General features: G+C 45.5%; 12 protein-coding genes and 4 pseudogenes. 9 read left to right on the forward strand and 7 right to left on the reverse strand.

What is annotated here, in order from left to right; translation table 11 throughout:
* Positions 1 to 10: 10 nt before the first annotated feature.
* The 7 genes and pseudogenes from ACMV8I_RS12260 to ACMV8I_RS12290 all read left to right on the forward strand — a co-directional run bounded on the left by ACMV8I_RS12260 (position 11) and on the right by ACMV8I_RS12290 (position 10,450).
* The gene (locus tag ACMV8I_RS12260; RefSeq protein ID WP_498865493.1) at positions 11 to 1,426 is read left to right on the forward strand and encodes a mannose-1-phosphate guanylyltransferase/mannose-6-phosphate isomerase; all 1,416 of its coding nucleotides are present in this window, start codon (positions 11 to 13) and stop codon (positions 1,424 to 1,426) included.
* Positions 1,427 to 1,784: 358 nt separating this feature from the next.
* On the forward strand, positions 1,785 to 2,876 hold the full coding sequence (locus tag ACMV8I_RS12265) for an acyltransferase family protein (RefSeq protein ID WP_498865494.1): 1,092 nt from the start codon (positions 1,785 to 1,787) through the stop codon (positions 2,874 to 2,876).
* 196 nt (positions 2,877 to 3,072) lie between these two features.
* Positions 3,073 to 4,452: a phosphomannomutase CpsG gene (gene cpsG / locus ACMV8I_RS12270; RefSeq protein WP_498865495.1), complete on the forward strand. Its 1,380-nt coding sequence runs from the start codon at positions 3,073 to 3,075 to the stop codon at positions 4,450 to 4,452.
* A 22-nt stretch (positions 4,453 to 4,474) separates the two neighbouring features.
* Positions 4,475 to 5,629 carry a glycosyltransferase family 4 protein gene (locus ACMV8I_RS12275; protein WP_498865496.1) on the forward strand — a complete coding sequence of 385 codons (1,155 nt, stop codon included), beginning with the start codon at positions 4,475 to 4,477 and terminating at the stop codon, positions 5,627 to 5,629.
* Between the two features lie 137 nt (positions 5,630 to 5,766).
* Complete coding sequence (locus tag ACMV8I_RS12280; RefSeq protein WP_498865497.1) at positions 5,767 to 6,861, forward strand: GDP-mannose 4,6-dehydratase; 1,095 nt, start codon at positions 5,767 to 5,769, stop codon at positions 6,859 to 6,861.
* 183 nt (positions 6,862 to 7,044) lie between these two features.
* A pseudogene (locus ACMV8I_RS12285) lies at positions 7,045 to 8,289 on the forward strand (IS3 family transposase).
* Positions 8,290 to 8,590: 301 nt separating this feature from the next.
* Positions 8,591 to 10,450 (forward strand): acyltransferase family protein, encoded by a 1,860-nt coding sequence (locus ACMV8I_RS12290; RefSeq protein WP_498865498.1) that lies wholly within the window; start codon positions 8,591 to 8,593, stop codon positions 10,448 to 10,450.
* A gap of 103 nt (positions 10,451 to 10,553) precedes the next feature.
* Here ACMV8I_RS12290 and ACMV8I_RS12295 read toward each other — a convergent pair whose 3' ends face one another.
* The 7 genes and pseudogenes from ACMV8I_RS12295 to ACMV8I_RS12325 all read right to left on the reverse strand — a co-directional run bounded on the left by ACMV8I_RS12295 (position 10,554) and on the right by ACMV8I_RS12325 (position 14,620).
* Complete coding sequence (locus tag ACMV8I_RS12295) at positions 10,554 to 10,865, reverse strand: hypothetical protein (RefSeq protein WP_498865499.1); 312 nt, start codon at positions 10,863 to 10,865, stop codon at positions 10,554 to 10,556.
* A gap of 265 nt (positions 10,866 to 11,130) precedes the next feature.
* Positions 11,131 to 12,051, reverse strand: a complete 921-nt coding sequence (locus ACMV8I_RS12300) for an alpha/beta hydrolase (RefSeq protein ID WP_498865500.1) — start codon at positions 12,049 to 12,051, stop codon at positions 11,131 to 11,133.
* Between the two features lie 322 nt (positions 12,052 to 12,373).
* Positions 12,374 to 12,625: pseudogene (locus ACMV8I_RS12305) on the reverse strand (DUF4942 domain-containing protein); the annotation flags it as partial.
* A gap of 111 nt (positions 12,626 to 12,736) precedes the next feature.
* Positions 12,737 to 12,862: pseudogene (locus tag ACMV8I_RS12310) on the reverse strand (O-antigen ligase family protein); the annotation flags it as partial.
* 214 nt (positions 12,863 to 13,076) lie between these two features.
* Positions 13,077 to 13,658 (reverse strand): maltose acetyltransferase domain-containing protein, encoded by a 582-nt coding sequence (locus ACMV8I_RS12315; protein ID WP_498865501.1) that lies wholly within the window; start codon positions 13,656 to 13,658, stop codon positions 13,077 to 13,079.
* A 212-nt stretch (positions 13,659 to 13,870) separates the two neighbouring features.
* Positions 13,871 to 13,999: pseudogene (locus tag ACMV8I_RS12320) on the reverse strand (IS30 family transposase); the annotation flags it as partial.
* Between the two features lie 459 nt (positions 14,000 to 14,458).
* On the reverse strand, positions 14,459 to 14,620 hold the full coding sequence (locus ACMV8I_RS12325) for a hypothetical protein (RefSeq protein WP_498865524.1): 162 nt from the start codon (positions 14,618 to 14,620) through the stop codon (positions 14,459 to 14,461).
* Between ACMV8I_RS12325 and ACMV8I_RS12330 the strand changes: the two genes are divergently transcribed.
* Together ACMV8I_RS12330 and ACMV8I_RS12335 are read left to right on the forward strand one after the other, a co-directional pair.
* Positions 14,549 to 14,737 (forward strand): hypothetical protein, encoded by a 189-nt coding sequence (locus ACMV8I_RS12330; protein ID WP_498865519.1) that lies wholly within the window; start codon positions 14,549 to 14,551, stop codon positions 14,735 to 14,737. The genes ACMV8I_RS12325 and ACMV8I_RS12330 overlap by 72 nt on opposite strands.
* Before the next feature lie 73 nt (positions 14,738 to 14,810).
* Positions 14,811 to 19,049 carry a beta strand repeat-containing protein gene (locus ACMV8I_RS12335; RefSeq protein ID WP_498865520.1) on the forward strand — a complete coding sequence of 1,413 codons (4,239 nt, stop codon included), beginning with the start codon at positions 14,811 to 14,813 and terminating at the stop codon, positions 19,047 to 19,049.
* Positions 19,050 to 19,052: the final 3 nt, after the last annotated feature.

The following is a 19,052-nucleotide window of genomic DNA, read 5'->3' on the forward strand; positions in this document are numbered from 1 at the left end:
GAGTGAACTTATGATTATTCCTGTAGTGATGGCCGGCGGAACCGGTAGTCGGTTATGGCCAATGTCGAGAGAACTCTACCCAAAGCAATATTTACGCCTGAATGGTGATAAATCTATGCTCCAGGAAACGATCTCTCGTCTTGATGGGCTAAAGATCGTTCCACCTATTCTCATTTGTAATGAACAACATCGTTTTTTAGCCGCAGAGCAATTGCGTCAGCTAGATTTAGCTGCAGGCAATATTATTCTAGAACCGGTTGGAAGAAATACTGCACCAGCGATTGCTTTAGCAGCACTTAGCGCAACAACTCATGGTGAGAATCCACTGTTACTTGTACTGGCAGCAGATCATGTTATCGCAGATAAAAATGCATTTCATCAGGCAATCACGAATGCCATCCCTTATGCCGACCAAGGAAAACTCGTCACTTTTGGCATTGTTGCTACCGGACCAGAAACCGGTTATGGCTATATTCAGCGTGGAGAGCCACTGGGTGAAGATAAAATGGCATTTGATGTTCACCGATTTGTTGAGAAGCCGGATTTTGAAACAGCTGACAATTATATCTCAAGCGGTGAGTATTATTGGAATAGCGGTATGTTTATCTTTAGAGCCAAAACATACTTAGATGAATTAGCGAAATATCGCCCTGATATACTCGATGCCTGTCAGAATGCTTTCTCTAATATTGAAAAAGACGCTTGCCAAGACTTTATACGCGTTGATAAAGAGGCTTTCCTCGCTTGTCCTGATGAGTCTATTGATTATGCTGTCATGGAAAAAACCACTCAAAGTGTTGTAATTCCTCTAGATGCCGGATGGAATGATGTTGGCTCATGGTCAGCTTTATGGGAAGTTAACGCAAAAGATACAAAAAGTAATTGCATCACTGGTGATGTTTTTACTCATAATACGAGTAATTGCTACATTAATACCGACGAAAAATTAGTCGCTGTAATTGGTGTTGATAATTTAGTTGTAGTTAACACTAAAGATGCTGTTCTGGTAATAGATAAGTCACAAGTTCAAGATGTTAAAAAAATTGTAGAATATCTTAAGAGCAATGAACGGCGTGAATATAAGTTGCATCGCGAGTCGTATCGTCCTTGGGGTCATCACGATAAAGTTGTAGAAACTCCTCGCTATCATGTGAACCGTGTTACAGTAAAACCTGGTGGAAAATTTTCATTACAAAAACATTTTCACAGAGCTGAGCATTGGGTTGTACTATCAGGGACCGCTGAGGTGACATTGGAAAATAAGACTTTCCTTCTAACTGAAAACCAATCAACATTTATACCTATCGGTGCTGTTCATATGCTTGAAAATCCAGGAAAAATATCCTTGGAATTACTTGAAATAGGCTCTGGTTCTTATTTGGGTGAAGATGACATAGTTAGGTTTAAAGATCACTATGGGCATTGATGATGAATGCCTATATATGACTAAATTCAATTAACACGTTCTATTAGTGTATAAATAACATCACTTTTTCCGAATAATATTAATGTCAGTATGATAATGGTTTGATTAGTGAATCCGACTGGTGTTGGTCGCGTTTTATAACATTTTATTGACCTGTATCCCCCTGCCGATTAATCCTTTACCTTTCATTATTTAATGACTAAAAATGGTTCTTATACACCAATGAACACCAGCATATTGTCATACTTCCAATATATATATCACTTATACAATTCATGGCTATTCTTTATTTTTAAAAAAATAATCGAGATATTTCCTTCCTTATATTCTCGTGTACAGTTGTTATATCGAGGTTAAAATGAAAAATAGTCGGGATAGCACCAGTAAAAATTATAGCATTCAAGCGTTAAGAGCGACGGCTGCACTGTTCGTGATCTTCGACCACACCATCACACAGTTTAATCTATATCACCATATCCCGGGGTTAACGGGTGACGTACTTAGCAATATCCAGGGAATAGGAACGGTGGGTGTTTATATTTTCTTTATTGTTAGTGGCTATATTATGTCATTTACCACTTTCAATAAAAGCTGGAATAAAGAATCGTCTTGGATTTTTTTAAAGAAAAGAGCATTGAGAATCTACCCTGCATATTGGATATGGCTAACATTGCTAATCATTGTTTGGCTTTCTGGATTAGCGCTGAAACAACATGATTACTCTTTAAATAAAATAATTGCATCATACTTTCTTTTTCCATATTCTGATAGCACTCCAAATAAAATCAATCCTGTTCTTGGCCAAGGATGGACGTTAATATATGAGGTGTTCTACTACTTATTATTTACAGCGCTAATTTTCATGAACGTAAAAAAAAACCAATCTATATTCATCTTAGCTTTGATATTTAGCTTTGTTATTTATCTTGGAAAGAGTTCAGCCACAACGCTTCCTGCGTTGGATTTTTTCATGTCCTCTAAGATTTTTTACTTTTTTGTGTTGGGAATGGCCATATATAAATGGCAAAGTGGAATACTAGAATTTTATTCTAAAAATCTCACTATCTATTTATCTGTCATTGTTTGTATTATTTGCTTTTATCTCCTTGTGTTCAGTGGCGTTGCGCAAGAATATAAGAAAATAGCCATGGGGTTATTATCAGTTGGTCTATTTTTATTATTTTTCGCTAAAGGTTCAAACTATAAAGTATTGAGTGTATTAGGTGATGCTTCATATTCATTGTACCTAAGCCATGGTTTTGTTGTCATGGGATATGGTGTTGTATGTAAAACATTTAATTTCTCTCTACCAATTTTATTCATTGCCGGTGTTGCGACAATTTTCATCTCAGTTGTTATTGGAATTTTAAGTTATTACTTTATAGAAAGAAAATTGCAGTCTGTTATTAACAGAAAATTTATCCCGTCGAGGAAGAATAGCTTTATCTAAAATGACAAGGTTTACATGCTATCCGTGATAGCGACAGCAGCCGATTTTTATTCTTCTCGGCTCATAGTATTACTTGGAAAGTACGGTGCGTATTCCACTGCGAGCACTGGCGATTAAAGCCTGTACTCACTGGCGAAAAGACAGCATCAATCATATTAAAGATCATTATGGCCGTTGTTAACTCGGGGGAGGATATATGTCAGATAAATTAACCTGTTTTAAAGCCTATGATATTAGAGGCGAGCTAGGTACGGAATTAAATGAAGACATTGCTTATAGAATTGGTCGTGCTTACGGCGAGTATTTAAAACCAACGAAAATGGTATTAGGCGGTGATGTCCGTTTAACCAGTGAAGCATTGAAACTTGCATTGGCAAAGGGTTTACAAGACTCTGGTACGGACGTTGTAGATATTGGTGTCACCGGGACAGAGGAGATTTATTTTGCGACTTCCTACCTCTGTCTTGATGGAGGGATTGAAGTCACCGCCAGCCATAATCCAATGAATTACAACGGCATGAAATTGGTTCGCGAAGATTCTAAACCTATCAGCGGCGACACAGGTCTTCGGGACATTCAGCGTCTTGCTGAAGCGAACAATTTTGCAACCATTGATGAAGCAAAACGTGGGACTTATGAGAAGGCATCAGTTCTGGATGCTTATATTGATAAACTACTCAGTTACATCAACTTTGATCACTTTTCCCGTCCCCTTAAGTTAGTATTTAACTCTGGTAATGGTGCTGCGGGACATGTCATTGATGCTATTGAACAACGTTTCATACAGGCAGGCCTGCCTGTAGAGTTTATTAAAATTCACCATCAGCCTGATGGTACTTTCCCTAATGGTATCCCTAACCCTTTATTACCTGAATGCCGACAGGATACTACGGATGCAGTTATCGAACACAAGGCCGACATGGGTATTGCTTTCGATGGTGATTTCGACAGGTGTTTTCTTTTCGATAATACAGGCGATTTTATTGAAGGCTATTATATTGTCGGGTTGCTTGCAGATGCCTTTCTTGAAAAAAATCCCGGGTCAAGAATTATCCATGACCCTCGCTTAAGCTGGAATACTATCGATATTGTGACTCAGGCTGGCGGAGTACCCGTCATGTCTAAAACAGGACATGCCTTTATTAAAGAGCGTATGCGTCTGGAAAATGCTGTGTACGGTGGTGAAATGAGTGCCCATCACTATTTTCGTGACTTTTATTATTGTGACAGCGGCATGATCCCGTGGCTGCTGGTTGCTGAACTGCTGCTTGTTAAAGGTCAGTCATTGAGAAGTATGATTAATGACCGAATCACGGCTTATCCAGCTTCCGGAGAAATTAATAGTATTATTCTTCAACCTAAAGAAGCGATCGGTCGGGTATTATCGGTATATGAAAGTGATGCGCTGCAAGTTGATTATACCGATGGTATTAGTCTTGAGTTCAAGGAGTGGCGTTTCAATCTGCGCAGTTCAAATACTGAACCTGTTGTACGTCTGAATGTTGAGTCTCGGGCTGACGTAGCATTAATGCAAGATCAAACAAAAAAAATCCTGTCAATTCTGTGCAAAGATTAATAAAAATCATGAGGTTTTCATTATGTCACATGGTGTGAGTGTTGGGATTGTCGCTGACTGGTTGGTGACATTTGCAGGTGCTGAGAAAGTAATCGCAGAATTTATAACAATATACCCTGATTCTGAAATTTATTCCGTAGTGGATTTTTTGTCAGATGAGTCCAGAAAGTCATTTCATGGAAAAAACGCCACGACCTCTTTTATTCAGCGTTTGCCCTTTGCAAAAACCAAATACCAAAAATATCTGCCGTTAATGCCATTGGCTATTGAACAACTCGATGTCACGAAGCATGACATAATACTTTCCAGCAGTCATGCCGTGGCCAAAGGTGTGTTGACCGGTCCGGATCAGCTCCATATCAGCTATGTTCATTCTCCGATTCGTTACGCATGGGATTTTCAACATCAGTATCTCCGTGAATCAGGTTTAAACAAGGGTTTGAAAGGTAAGCTGGCACGATGGTTTTTGCACAAAATCAGAATTTGGGATTACCGGACCGCTAACGGAGTCGATCACTTCATCGCTAACTCACAGTTTATTGCCCGCAGAATAAAGAAAGTTTATGGACGAGACGCTGATGTTATTTATCCTCCCGTCGATGTCGAACGTTTTACCTTGCAGGAAGACAAAGAAGATTTTTATTTCACCGCTTCCCGCATGGTGCCTTACAAACGTATCGATTTGATTGTTGAAGCCTTCAGCCAAATGCCGGATAAGAAACTGGTTGTGATCGGTGATGGTTCTGAAATGGCAAAAATTAAGGCCAAAGCAGGAAGTAATATTAAAATTCTTGGGTATCAGTCTGATGCTGTGATGCAGGATCACATGCGTCGTGCAAAGGCCTTTGTCTTTGCGGCTGAAGAGGATTTTGGCATTACCCCGGTAGAAGCACAGGCCTGCGGTACACCGGTTATCGCTTTTGGTAAAGGTGGCGTTCTTGAAACGATAAGACCCTACGGAGAATCTCATTGCACGGGACTATTTTTTTTAGAACAGACGGTTGCATCACTGCTGGCGGTTGTCCAGAAATTCGAGATAATCAAAGAGTCTATTCTTCCGAAAGATTGCCGCGAAAATGCATTGAGATTTTCTGCTGAACGTTTTCATAGTGAGTTGGATGAGTATATCAAAGATAAATGGAATGATTTTATCGATCGCAAAAAAATAACGTATTAAATTATTCGACAACGCTTTATTACATTGTTCTATTTCACATCTTACATCTGGGTTGTACCTAGTTATTCCGAATAACCTTACAATTCTAATCGTGCATCTGTTGCGATACGTTTTTTAATTGTAACCAAGGGTCATACATGTCTAAAGTTGCACTTATTACCAGTATAGCCGGACAAGATGGTTCTTATTTGGCTGAGCTTTTATTAAAAAAAGGCTATACAGTCCATGGTATTAATCGACATACTCCTTTAGTAGCGCGTGAGTACTCGGAATTCGTCAATGATAAATTCTGTGTAAAATCCCCCAATTTGCATATTCACGATGAAAATTTATCTGATGCTTCCTGTCTTAATGATTTATTAGCCACCCTTCGTCCAGACGAAATTTATAATCTGGGCGGATTTAATCATCCCAATGCTGAGTGTATACGCCCGCACGATTCTTTGGCGGCGAACGGCATCAGCGCCCTGAGAATACTTGAAGCCCTACGCTCTCAGGGGTTAGAACATAAAACCCGTTACTACCATGCTTCACCTTCAGAACTGTGCGGTGTGGTTAACGGTTTGACCATCAATGAAATGGTGACATCTACCCCCTGTCAATCAGAAACAGTCGCGCTGGTTTCCGATTTTTGGACGGTGGTTAATTACCGTGAAACTTTTGGGATGTATGCCTGCAACGGTATACTTTTCAATCATGAATCACCGCGCCGCAGCGAACATTTCGTGACCCGTAAAATTTCTATTGGCCTCGCGAATATTACTCAGGGATTAGAACGATGCCTTCATTTAGGAAATCTTAACGCACTGCGAGATTGGGGGCATGCCCGGGATTACGTCAAAATGCAGTGGTCCATGTTGCAGCAGCATGAACCTGAGGATTACGTCATTGCCACTGGCGTACAGTATACGGTGCGCCAGTTTGTGACGTTTGCTGCACTGGAGTTAGGTATAAAGCTCCGTTTTGTCGGTAAGGGTATGGATGAAAAAGGTGTGATTGCCGCAATTATCAGTCCGATTGCGGCAGCGCTAAAAGTGGGGGATGTGGTGGTTGCTGTTGATCCTCGCTATATCCGTCCTGCGGAAAAATGCAAAGTGCCGGCGAACCCAACCAAGGCGCGAAGTAAATTGGGCTGGGTACCAGAAACATCATTACAGGATCTGGTGATCGAGATGGTGCAAGCAGATTTAGCATCAGCTAAGGAACTGGCACGACTAAAAATGTATGGATGAGACGGGCAGCAGCAAAAAGACCAATACCATGGTTTACTCTGTTTATCAGCTAATTGCTGGATAACCAGTGAAATAGTGCCATCGAAAAAGTGAACAATATCATGGCATATCCAGCCATCCCTCAGTGTCAGTATAGTTGTCACCCCTTTCTGAAAATAGATCCAGAGGGCGATGGAGTGACAAATGAAACGTATTTCCTCAGAACGTAAAGCCAGCGTATTAGCGAAATGGCTGCCTCCTTACAACATGACCGTCGCGGCCGTGGCGCAGAGGGATGGCATATCGGAAGCGACTCTTTATAGTTGGCGCAACCAGGCTACAACAGGGGGGAAACCGGTGCCAGGTGCAGACAAAAACAGTCAACCATGGCCCGCCGAAGCGCGGCTGGCCGTTATCGTGGAAACGGCCACGTTAAGTGAAACGGAAATCTCTGAATACTACCGTAAAAAGGGGCTCTATCCCGCGCAAATAATCCAGTGAAAACAAGCGTTCTTTGATCTTACCCACGAAAAAAGCTCAGCGACTATTACGGGGAAACGGTGGCAAAAATCCCCGGAAGACCGCAGAGCGGATGTGGTTCGCCCGGCCCCCGCAAATCGCCTGAGTGTTGAAGAAAAGCAGCAGATACGAGCCCTCTGTCACCAGCCGGAATATATCACGACTGGCGGACAACGGAATTTACCTCGCGAGTGAATCGACCTTTTACCGTGTGCTGCATCGCCACAGGGAGGTTCATCACCGTGGCCGGCAAGTTAAGCCAAATCGGGTAAAACCGCCGACCACGTTCACCGCCTGCGGACCCTGTCAGGTGTGGACCTGGGACATCACCTGGTTACCTTCGGTGGTGCGCGCCCGCTGGTATTATCTGTACCCCGTGGAAGATGTGTTCAGCCGAAAAATTACCGGTGTCGAAGTGCATGAAACCGAAAGTGGGGAACTGGCGGCAGCGCTGATGCAACGCACGGTTCTGCGTGAGCGCTGTTACCGTCAGCCGCTGGTGCTGCATGCGGATAACGGTGCGTCGATGAAGTCACAGATGCTGCAGGTGAAGCTGACGGAACTGAACATCTCACCGTCGCACAGCCGACCGCGTGTGAGTAATGATAATGCGTATGTGGAGTCGTTGTTCCGGACGCTGAAATATGTGCCTCAATGGCCGTCCTCCGGCTTTAAAAGCGTGAAGGATGCTCGAGTCTGGGTGGATAAATTTACCCGCTGGTATAACGAAGAGCACCGGCACAGTGGGATAGGTTTGTGATGCCGCAGCAGCGACATACGGGCGAGGACAAGGCGTTATTGGCCCGCCGGGAGAAAGTCTATGAAGCCGCGAGGACAGCAAACCCGAAACGCTGGTCACGGCAGACGCGAAACTGGCAATGGCAGGATAGCGTCACGCTCAATCCGGAGCGGGAAAAGCAGGCAGCATAAATTAACCCGGAGCGACAATTTCATTGACACTTAACGGAGGTGGCAAAGAGAAAGTTCGGTTTTATGAGCCTGTTTACAACAGTGCCTTCAAAACAAAGCCCACTTCATTTTTTAATAAACTCAAAAAACACTTAACTATCTGAAAAAATTAAATGCAAACTCCATACATTATGTAGACAATTTCACACATGATTACTTAATATTTAAAATACATTAACATTATTTTTGTTAGATGGAAAATAATATGAACCAAATTTTTCATTGCAGATAGCTGACGATATAGTAAAAATGGAGTTTATAAATGAGTGAGATTAAATATAGAAGTGATATTGATGGGCTAAGGGCAGTTGCCATAATCCCAGTGGTTTTTTTTCATGTAGGTTATGAGTTTTTCAAGGGTGGGTATGTTGGCGTCGATGTTTTCTTTGTTATTAGTGGCTATTTAATAACAACTATACTTCTAAATTCAATGAATAATGGGACGTATAGCTTACTCGAATTTTATGAAAGAAGAATAAGGCGAATAATTCCGACATTAATATGTGTCATGGTTTTTATTTTAGTTGCGTCACCATTCTTTCTAACGCCAGATAATTATTATTTTTTACCTAAAGAAATAATTGGCACTCTTTTGTTTTCTTCAAATATTGTTAGCTGGCTAAAATCAGATTATTTTTCGAATAACTCTGAGCAAAGGCCATTGCTGCATACGTGGTCATTAGGAATAGAAGAACAGTTCTATATCATATTTCCAGTATTAATTATTCTTACGTTTAAATACTTCAAAAAACATCTCAAGCACATCCTATTAATAACAACCATTATATCATTCGCTTTGAGTGCGTACTTCACAAGTAGTCACATCTCTGGGGCTTTTTATATGCTCCCAACGAGATATTGGGAGTTGTCTTTTGGAGCGTTAATTGCTGCCGGTTTTTTTGTAAAACCCAAGAGTAAACCACTCAATGAAACACTATCAATAATTGGTGTAATATTAATTACATATTCAATTACAAGCTTCACTTCAAGTGATATTTTCCCTGGGTACATAGCTATAGTCCCAGTGCTAGGTGCCACTTTATTAATTTTAAGTGCAGAAGAAACATTAATTGGTAATGTGTTATCATCGAAGCCATTAGTATTAATAGGTTCAATATCTTATTCACTTTACTTATGGCATTGGCCTCTGATAGTATTTTCCCGAGATAAATACATTATAAATACACATCTAGGGAATTTTGGAGTAATAGCCCTATCCTTTCTGCTAGCATGGCTTTCAACTAAGTTTATTGAATCTAAGTTCAGAAATAAAACAAAATATACCAGAAAAAAAATATTCACATATGCGATTTATTCCTACCTTGTCATATTCTTTATTTCAATTTTAGTTTTAACGTTAAAGGGATGGCCTAAACGACTAAGTGACGGGCAGTTGGATGTTTTAAAGTCCGCGCATGATTACAGCCCAACAAGAGTAAAATGCCACTTTAATAAAGGGATTCCAGATCCTTCTAGTTATTGTATTCTTGGCGACGAAATGAAAACCACAAATACAATTGTTTGGGGTGATAGCCATGGGGCTGAAATATCAAATTCTTTATCTAAATACTCAAGACTATACGCAGTAACTTACTCAGCGTGTCCTCCAGCAATAGGGTATAATCCGGATGATAGACCTGAGTGTTTAACACACAATAAAAATGTAATTACTTTTATTTTAAACAAAAAAAATATAAAAACAGTCATCTTAGCTGCTAATTATAACTTATATGACAAAAACAATAAGTCCAATGAGTTTTATAACGACTTCCAAAAAACAATTTCCTTGCTGTTAAAATCAGGTAAAAGAGTATTAGTTTTGGATCAGATACCCTCTCCGGGCGTAGACATTCCAAATACATTAGCAAACTCAAGAGTATTAATTAATAAAACATTTAAATATAACAGTAAATCATTCGACAAGGTAAAATTAGCACCCAATGCTCAAGTCTTTCATTATGAAAAAAATTTATGCAGTGAATTGGTGTGTAATATGATTTATAAAGGATACCCTATATCTTTTGATGATAATCACTTATCAATGCACACGGCTAATAGCTTGGCTCAAGTTATACAAAATCAACTAATTAATAGTGTGGAAGTTATAGATTTATCACAGTAACTAAATTATTCAAATGTAAATAATTTTCCAATTTAAAACGAAGTTAAATATAATGTTTTAATTGAAAATTAAAATCTACTCCCATGCTGAAACAGGTTAAGTATTAGGGTTTCAAACCCCTAATACGCCTTTTAGGCGCACCGCCGCCTAGGCACTCATCGCGAAACCCCGCCGCAACGCGCAAAAGGAGTTGTTTGCTCTCTCCAAAACCGGCAGTTTGACGTTGCCGGTTCGTTATTAAAGCGGCGATTTTGGTTTGAGGAAGTTTACTGGCTGAAGTTACTATTTTTTCCAGAGTTGCCACGATTTTTTCGCTGCCGGTTGCGCGATAAATTCCGGTTTCGTCGGAAGCTTGGACTACGATCAGTAACAGGGCATGTTTCAGGTCTTCGTTACGTTTATCCTTCTCAGCCAAAACCTCCCTTAGCAATGCGACTTCTTTCTTGGGGTCGGTTTGGAAAACGGGCATTTTTGTACGTTTAGAGCATTATTTAACCAATAGTAGCACATAAGGGATTGATTTAGCGTCAGTGTCTATCGCTTTAAAATTATCGATCTTTCGGTATCGCATTTAAGTTATGCCATTAGCAAAAAGACCAATACCATGTTTTGCTCTGTTTATCAGCGAATTAAATTAATGGATAACCAGTGAAATAGTGCCATCGAAAAAGTGAAAAATATCACGGCATATCCAACCATCTAACCCGCCCGGCGATATCGCGCATCGCATTACGCGCTGTCTGGCTGATGCCGCCAAGCTGGAAGAAACCATGGATCACACCGAGATAACGCTGAGCGCTGCAATTGACGCCCTGCTCCGTCAGGCGGGCAAACAGTACTTCGCCCTCGTCACACAACGGATCGTATTCGGCGGTGATAATGTGAACCGGCGGCAAACCTGTGAAGTCATCTCGCCATAGCGGGCTGGCTTCCGGGTGCCTTAATTCAGTTTCAGGAAAGTAGGCTTCAAAACCGCTGAGCAGCGTATCGCTGGTAAGCACATAATCTGCACCATTATATTTATGGCTGTCGGATGAGGCGGTAGCATCGAGCATCGGATAAATCAGAACAAGGTGCAAGGGTAACCATTGTCTCTCATCGCGTAAGCGCAGGGCCGTTATCAGAGCAAGATGTCCGCCCGCACTGTCGCCAGCTAATGTTATACCGCTACGGTCAACACCCAACGCATCGGCATGTGACCAGATAAGTTTTGCAGCAAGTTCAGCGTCGTCATGAGCAGCCGGATAAGTATGTTCCGGCGCTAAACGATATTGCACCGCAATCACCCGGCAGCCGCTCAAAAAGGCGAGCTGTCGAAGCTGATTATCATGCGTCGCAAAACCACCGCTGACGAAGCAGCCACCGTGATAATAGATAACTGCAGGCAATCTACCTTTGGCATTCAAAGGCGATACCACACGCAATGAAATACCCTCGATAACCACATCCTCAACGTTCACCCTCCGCTCAACATCCCCCGCCAGAATGATGCTGGCAACATATCCGGCACGGCGCTCTTCATAGGTATTATCCCGCGATGAAGGACGACCAGCGGCGATAAACTCGTTAACAAGTTCGGCGATTGCGGGTTCTAGTGCCATGAGATCGTTTCCTTAAGAAGCGTTTTTTGAAGATTAAATAAAGTCGTGTGATGAGCAAAGGGCTTCCAGTAAGGTAATGGCAGAAAACCCAAATTTCAGGCAAAAAAAGACACCTCAGCGGGTGTCTTTTTTTTCATACGTTACTAATGGTGAAGGCCGGGCTCGCCAATCAATTTCAACCATCTGAATTATAAGTAAATTAAGACACCACCACCTTGCATACACAATTTATTTTGACATAAAATCAATAAATTAGTGGATTTCTGATTTTGAGATTTTACGTGATTTCTCTGAAGAAAAACAGATTTTAGAAATGCTGGGATTAGATGCTTTGCGCTAACATTCCGGGGTAGTGTTTCGCGATAATGTCATTCATCTTATCTATCAAACCAGGGCACTTAAACGTCAAATGCCCTGTCCCCTTTTGAAAATATCGAATACTAAAATAATTATCTTCGTATGACTGTTGGCCAGGGTTATCACGTACATGTTCCATCAGTCGGGTAGTTATATCGCCTCGGTTGTCAGGAATAGGTTTTCCGTCCAACTGAAATAGCATCCTTTCCAAAACTGCACGGACTATTAGTTTTAGGGTTCTGTCTGCATGATTTGTTTTCCGTATCTGTAAGCAAACGAGCTAAACCAGGATGACAGCTCGGATGAAATTCGTTTATGGCAACTAATAAAAAAGCAGTGCCAGCGGCAGGACATACAGTAGCTTTTTATACTTGCCCAGCATCTCAGCGCCATAGGCATGAGGCTGTATAAAGAGTGAGAACACCAGCAACGTAAACATCAGCGCTGGTAACCACGAGGTTATGGCCATGATCCGTGCATTGGACAAAATGACACATGCAGGCATGCAGGCATGCAGGCATGCCAGAAAGTGTACGGATTGTCTGAGAAAATGACTGACAGGAGGATCTGTTATCTAAATCTTATTTATTCAACAAAGCCTCACGTCGGCAACGGTGTAATGCTATGCGGAAAGCCGAATATGTGAGTTCGTCACTCGATTAACGTTCTTATATCAAAAACGCCTCACGATCCTCCGGTCCGATCGCCCGCATGACGCGGCACGGGACACCCGCCGCGACCACATTCGCAGGAATGGATTTTGTGACCACGCTACCTGCGCCGATCACGCTGTTGCGGCCAATGGTCACGCCCGGATTCACAATCACGCCCGCGCCCAGCCAGACGTTATCTTCAATCACGATCGGCAGGGAGAATTGTTGCCCGCTGATGCGAATTTCCGGGTCGATCGGGTGCCCGGCGGTGGCGAGGGTAACGTTCGGCGCGATCATCACGTTATCGCCGATGGTCACCGTGGCGTCATCCACCAGCGTGAGATTGAAGTTAGCGTAGAAGTTCTTGCCGATGTGCGTATGCGTGCCGTAAGCCACGCGCAGCGGTGGTTCAATCCAGCCGTTCTCACCGATGCTGCCCATCATCTCTTTCAGCATCCGTTGACGTTTCTCTTCTTCCGAGGGGGGCGTCAGGTTGTAATCGTACACCCGCTCTTTTCCGGCGCGGCGCTCCTCCGGCAGCCCTTCCCCCATGTCCGCATACAGCTCGCCTATATTCATCTTTTCGCGTGTAGACATCCCTTCATCCTTAATCATTAAGCCAGTGATGACTCAGTCTACTCACCGGCCTTGTGATTGTGAACGTATGACATTCCACTTTGCGATCTGTGTCACTCAGTGCTGTATGAGAGACGCCTCCTCCTGAGCCGCTATACTTATTTCTATGATTTAAAAGGTATACGTCAGGAAGATTTACATGTCTGCCCAATACCAAAAACTGTCCGAACAATGGTGTGATTGGTCATTTCACCCCCTCTGTCTCGGGTTAATGTTTTATACAGTTCAACAGGTAATTTTTGGGCTTGTTTGATGGGTGCAGATATTACTGTAACGGTCTTGTTGTCACTGATTTTGGCCAGTCGGCCTGATGTGAGATTAATTCAGTTGGTGATTGAATGTGAAACCTACGGCGGAAAAACAAAGCATCATCTGATGCGCAATGACAACTGACGGCTCCAATATGGCGATCCGCTGAGCGCGCAGGCATGCCAGAAAGTGTGCGGATTGCATGAGAAAGTGAATGACTGGGAGATCATTTGTCTAAATCCGATTTATTCAACAAAGCCGGTCACTACCACCAAAATAGTGATCACATTTTCGCCATAAATCCCGACTGGGGTAAATTTGCAAGAGGTTTTAGCCGCCTGATTTCTCTCTCTCTTTGACGCAACTCGCAAATATAATCTCTGCCACGTCGTTAAACGTTTTTATTGATAAAGATTCTCCTCATCCCTGCCGATATCTCTAATGTAGGCGGCAGCACCGCCTGTCGTTCCAATGTGCGCCAGCAATAGCGCAAACCCTGCCGCTGATACCACTTAGTCAACATGTGTTTCTACCCACTTAAGAAAGGCGTACATATGAATTGCATCTTCAGCGTGATCTGGAACCACAGCAGTAATGCCTTTGTGGTCGTCAGTGAGCTGGCCACTCGCCGTGGCAAACGCAGTGACGTCGGTGCGATTCAGGTTGATGATCATTCCCCCCCCCTTCAACGGGGTGGTCAAGCCGCCACCGTTTGCCATTGCCCTTATCTCATGCATTATTTCCTTCATGCCGGTTATCAGCATGGCCGCAGATTTGCCCACTGGCGGTAATGTCGTTCTCGGCAGCGGTCAGATTGGCACGGCGGCCGATCATCAACTGACGGTCAACCAGTCCAGCCAAAAAATGGCGATTGACTGGCAGAGTTTTGATATTGGCAAAGACAACAAAGTGACCTTTGTTCAGCCCGGCGCTGATTCGATTGCCCTGAACCGGGTGATCGGTGCTGATGGCTCAAAGATCATGGGCCAACTCAACGCCAATGGCCGGGTGTTCTTGATCAACCCCAATGGCGTGCTGTTTGGTCAAGGCGCCTCCGTCAGTGTCGGCGGGTTGGTGGCTTCGACACTCAATATCTCTAACCAGGATTTTGCCAACGGCAAGTACACGTTCAAAGGTGATGGCAGCAACGCCAGCGTCATCAACCAGGGCACGATTACCACAGCCGACGGTGGAGCCGTGGTGTTACTCGGCGGCACCGTCAGCAACCAGGGCGTGATTGTTGCGAAACTGGGCACCGTAGCATTGGCCGCTGGCAATGCGGTGACGTTGGACTTCGCTGGTGATGGCTTGCTTAACGTCCAGGTCGATGAAGCGACCAAGAATGCGTTGGCGGAAAACCGCCAGTTGATTCAAGCCGACGGTGGCCAAGTCATTATGACCGCGGCGGCCAGCAATGCGCTGCTCAGGACGGTGGTCAACAACACCGGTGTGATTGAAGCGCGAGGCTTGCAGAACAAGAACGGTAAGATCTCCCTCGGTGGCAGTGACAGCGGTCTGGTGCACGTCGCCGGCACCCTGGATGCCTCTTCAACCCAGGTGTCGGGCGGCGCGATTCAAATCACCGGTCAGAACATTGCGCTCACATCTGCCACTCTGAATGTCTCAGGTGCCAGCGGTGGCGGCAGCATCAAGGTCGGCGGCGACGCTCAAGGCAAAGGCACCCTGGCTAACGCACAAGGTGTCAGCGTGGATGCTGGCAGCAGCCTCAAGGCTGACGCCGGAACCACGGGAAAAGGCGGCAACATCGTAGTTTGGTCCAACGGAACGACCGTGGCCAAGGGCAACTTCTCGGCCAGGGGCGGTACGCAAAGCGGTGACGGAGGATCCGTAGAAACCTCCGGCCATCGCGTTGACTTCACTGGCATCCAGGTGAGCACCTCGGCGACGAAAGGCAAAACGGGTAATTGGCTGGTGGATCCTGAAGACCTGAATGTTGATGACGCTTCAGCGGCCACGATCAACGCCGCTCTCCTGAACACCGACGTCACCCTGCAAACCACCGGCACCATTGCCTCCACGGCAACAGGCCTCGGTGATATTTCCGTTAATTCAGCCTTGAGCTGGAGTTCGCCAAATACCCTAACGCTGGACTCGTTCCACTCCATTGCGATCAATGCCAACGTCTCCGTCACCGGTGCAGGTGGCTTGGTGCTGGTGACTAATAACAACAGCAACGGCACCAGCAGTGGCAGCGGTGATCTCACGTTTGCCAAAGGCGTCTCGGCCAGTTTCACGGCACCGAAAGGCACTGGGCAGCGTTTGAACATCAACGGTTCGGCTTACACGCTGGTTTACAGCATGGCCGACATCGACGGAATCGACGGGGATCCGGCTTCGTCTGGCGCAATTACAGACCAAACAGCGGCAGGCGGATTGGCAGGGCATTACGCGCTGGCCCGTAACCAGGATGCCAGTGGCGTCACATATACGAACGCACTCGTGGGGAGCAATTATGATTATGATTCGCCCTTCTCCGGCACCTTTGAAGGCCTGGGTCATACCATATCGAACTTGACCATCACGGCTCCGGACGCAAACAACACGGGGCTGTTTGGCGACAATCAGGGGGCTACGGTTCGGGATCTGGGTGTAGTTAATGGCGCGATCAGCGGCGGCTCTTACGTCGGCGGTATCGTCTCTATGAACGAGAGTTCCTCCTCTATATTAAACAGCTATTTCAGCGGCACGGTGTCAACGTCATCCTCCGGCATGATGGTCGGGGGGATCGCCGGCTTTAATGGAAATAACTCGACGATTGCAAACAGCTATAGCATGGGCACGGTAACGGGCACCCGTTGGACGGGGGGAATAACGGGCTATAACGGTAGTGCCTTGGTTACAAACAGTCACAGCTCCAGCAACGTAAATGGCGGTATTGGTGACTACGTTGGCGGGGTCGTGGGCGCTAACGAAAGCGCCACCATCACTGACAGCTATAGTACCGGCAACGTGTCGGGCAATACGCGTGTTGGCGGGGTAGCAGGCAACAGCTACCATGGTTCAATTTCTAACAGCTACAATACGGGCAACATATCGGGCAACAGTTTTGTTGGCGGTGTTGTTGGTCTTAACGATACTGCCAGTTCGCTCGCAAATAGCTACAATTTCGGAAATGTCCAGGCTGACTATAATGTTGGCGGGGTCGCAGGCTATAACGACAGTGCTATTTTCTCCAGTTATTCCACCGGTCAGGTGCGGGGGGCGACGGGCAGTAACGCTGGCGGTGCTATTGGCTACAATCAAGCCAATAGCACGGTGACAAACGTTTACTGGAATAGCGTCACCAGTGGCAATACTGTTGGGATTGGCGGCGGTGTCATTTCTGGTGTCACCGGTTTAACCCTCGCACAGTTACAGGGCGTATTACCGTCTTCTTTCGATAATACCGTTTGGGGCACAGCCAGCGGTCTTTACCCCTATTTGAAATCCCAATATCCGAACGGCACACCGCAAGCCATTTCCGGCTTCGCTCAAAACAGCGATGCGGCTGGCCAGGTCTCCACCGTGATTAACGGTCTGGTAGTCGGTACCTCCTCCATCGGCGCCGGGGGTTACTACTACAGTCTGCTCGCGCCCGGCACCTTGGCGAACACTGATGTGTTCACCTACGCGCAAAGCGGCGGCAGTTTGGCTAATACCTTCACGCAGGGTATTACGGGGACTACCAGTAACATCAATCTGACGGCTAACACGCTGCTACTGATTGGCAATGAAAACTCTCTGTCCTCGCTGCTGACTGATTTGAACGCGGCCAGCGGCAGCGTAGACAGTTCCCACAAGTTGTTTACCCTCAATGCCAGTGGTCTGAACGCCACCGATAATGTGCAATTCACTCAGGCTGGGGGTTTCATTTTTGACCAGTCCCTGAGCGCTGTCGGCAGCAGTACCGTGAGTGTCGCAGGTGATTTGACCATCGCATTGGGCGAGCATGTCAGCGGGTCTGATGTGGTGCTGTCCGCCACGGGTGCCTTTATCAACAACGCTGGCAGTAACGCCGTTACCGCCTCAACGGTCGCCGGACACCACTGGGTGATTTATTCCAATACCCCAACCACCGATACTTTTGCTGGGCTGAACAGCAACAATACTGCTATCTGGAATGCCAACATTAATATCCGTCCAGCGAGCTCCGTAATCGGTAACCGGTACGTGTTTCGCTATCAACCGACGGTCACCTACACCGCGGCAAACGTCAGCAAGACCTACGGTGACACGGTAGATGTCAGATCTGCGTATACAACGTCTGGAGTGAGTGCAGGTGTTGCAGGAGCATTTGCAGCAGATACCTTGGCTAACGTGGTAGCCGGCACTTTAGCGATTTCTTCGACGGGAACAGCGGCTATTGCGAGTGTAGGCAGTTACGCCATCCAGGCAAGCCAAGGTACTTTAAGCGGCCTGGGGGGTTACCTGGTCGCACTTGCAAGCCCCGGAAACTTAACCGTCAATTCCAAACACGTCACGGTCACTGCCAGCAGTGGCAGCTCAACGTACGGCGCGACCAATGTCCAGCCGACCCTAAGCGCCATCGGCTTGGTCAACGGCCAAGATGCATCGGTATTGAGCGGTTTGAGCAGCACAGGCATTAGCGGCACCACCAACGTCGGCACCCATGTGTTGAGCGTGCAGGGCGTCCTAACCAATGGCAACTACACCGTGACTCAAACATCCGATGGCCAATGGATCGTCGATCCCCGCGCCTTGGTCGTTACCGCTAACAACCTTGGAAAAATCGTCAACGCCAGCGACCCAGCACTGACTTGGATCACCAATGAAAATCTGGTTAACGGTGACCACCTCAACGGCAATCTGACGCGCAGTGCTGGCGAAACAGTCGGTCAATACAGGATTGAACAAGGCTCGCTAAACAACAGCAATTACGCCATCGCTTTCACTGACGGTACGTTCAACATCGGTGTAACACCGCTAAACCAATTGCTCAGCGCCCCCGAAAACGTAGCGGCGGTGACCACCAAGCCTCTGCGTAAATTGCCGACCCCCACCACGTCTCTGGCGGTGCAGCTGCCGTCCAACAGCCTCTATAGCGTAATTGAGCAAGGCTTGCGCCTTCCAGAAGGACTTTGATTT

It is taken from the genome of Ewingella sp. S1.OA.A_B6 (assembly GCF_049889095.1).
In the GTDB taxonomy this organism is placed as follows: Bacteria; Pseudomonadota; Gammaproteobacteria; order Enterobacterales; family Enterobacteriaceae; genus Ewingella.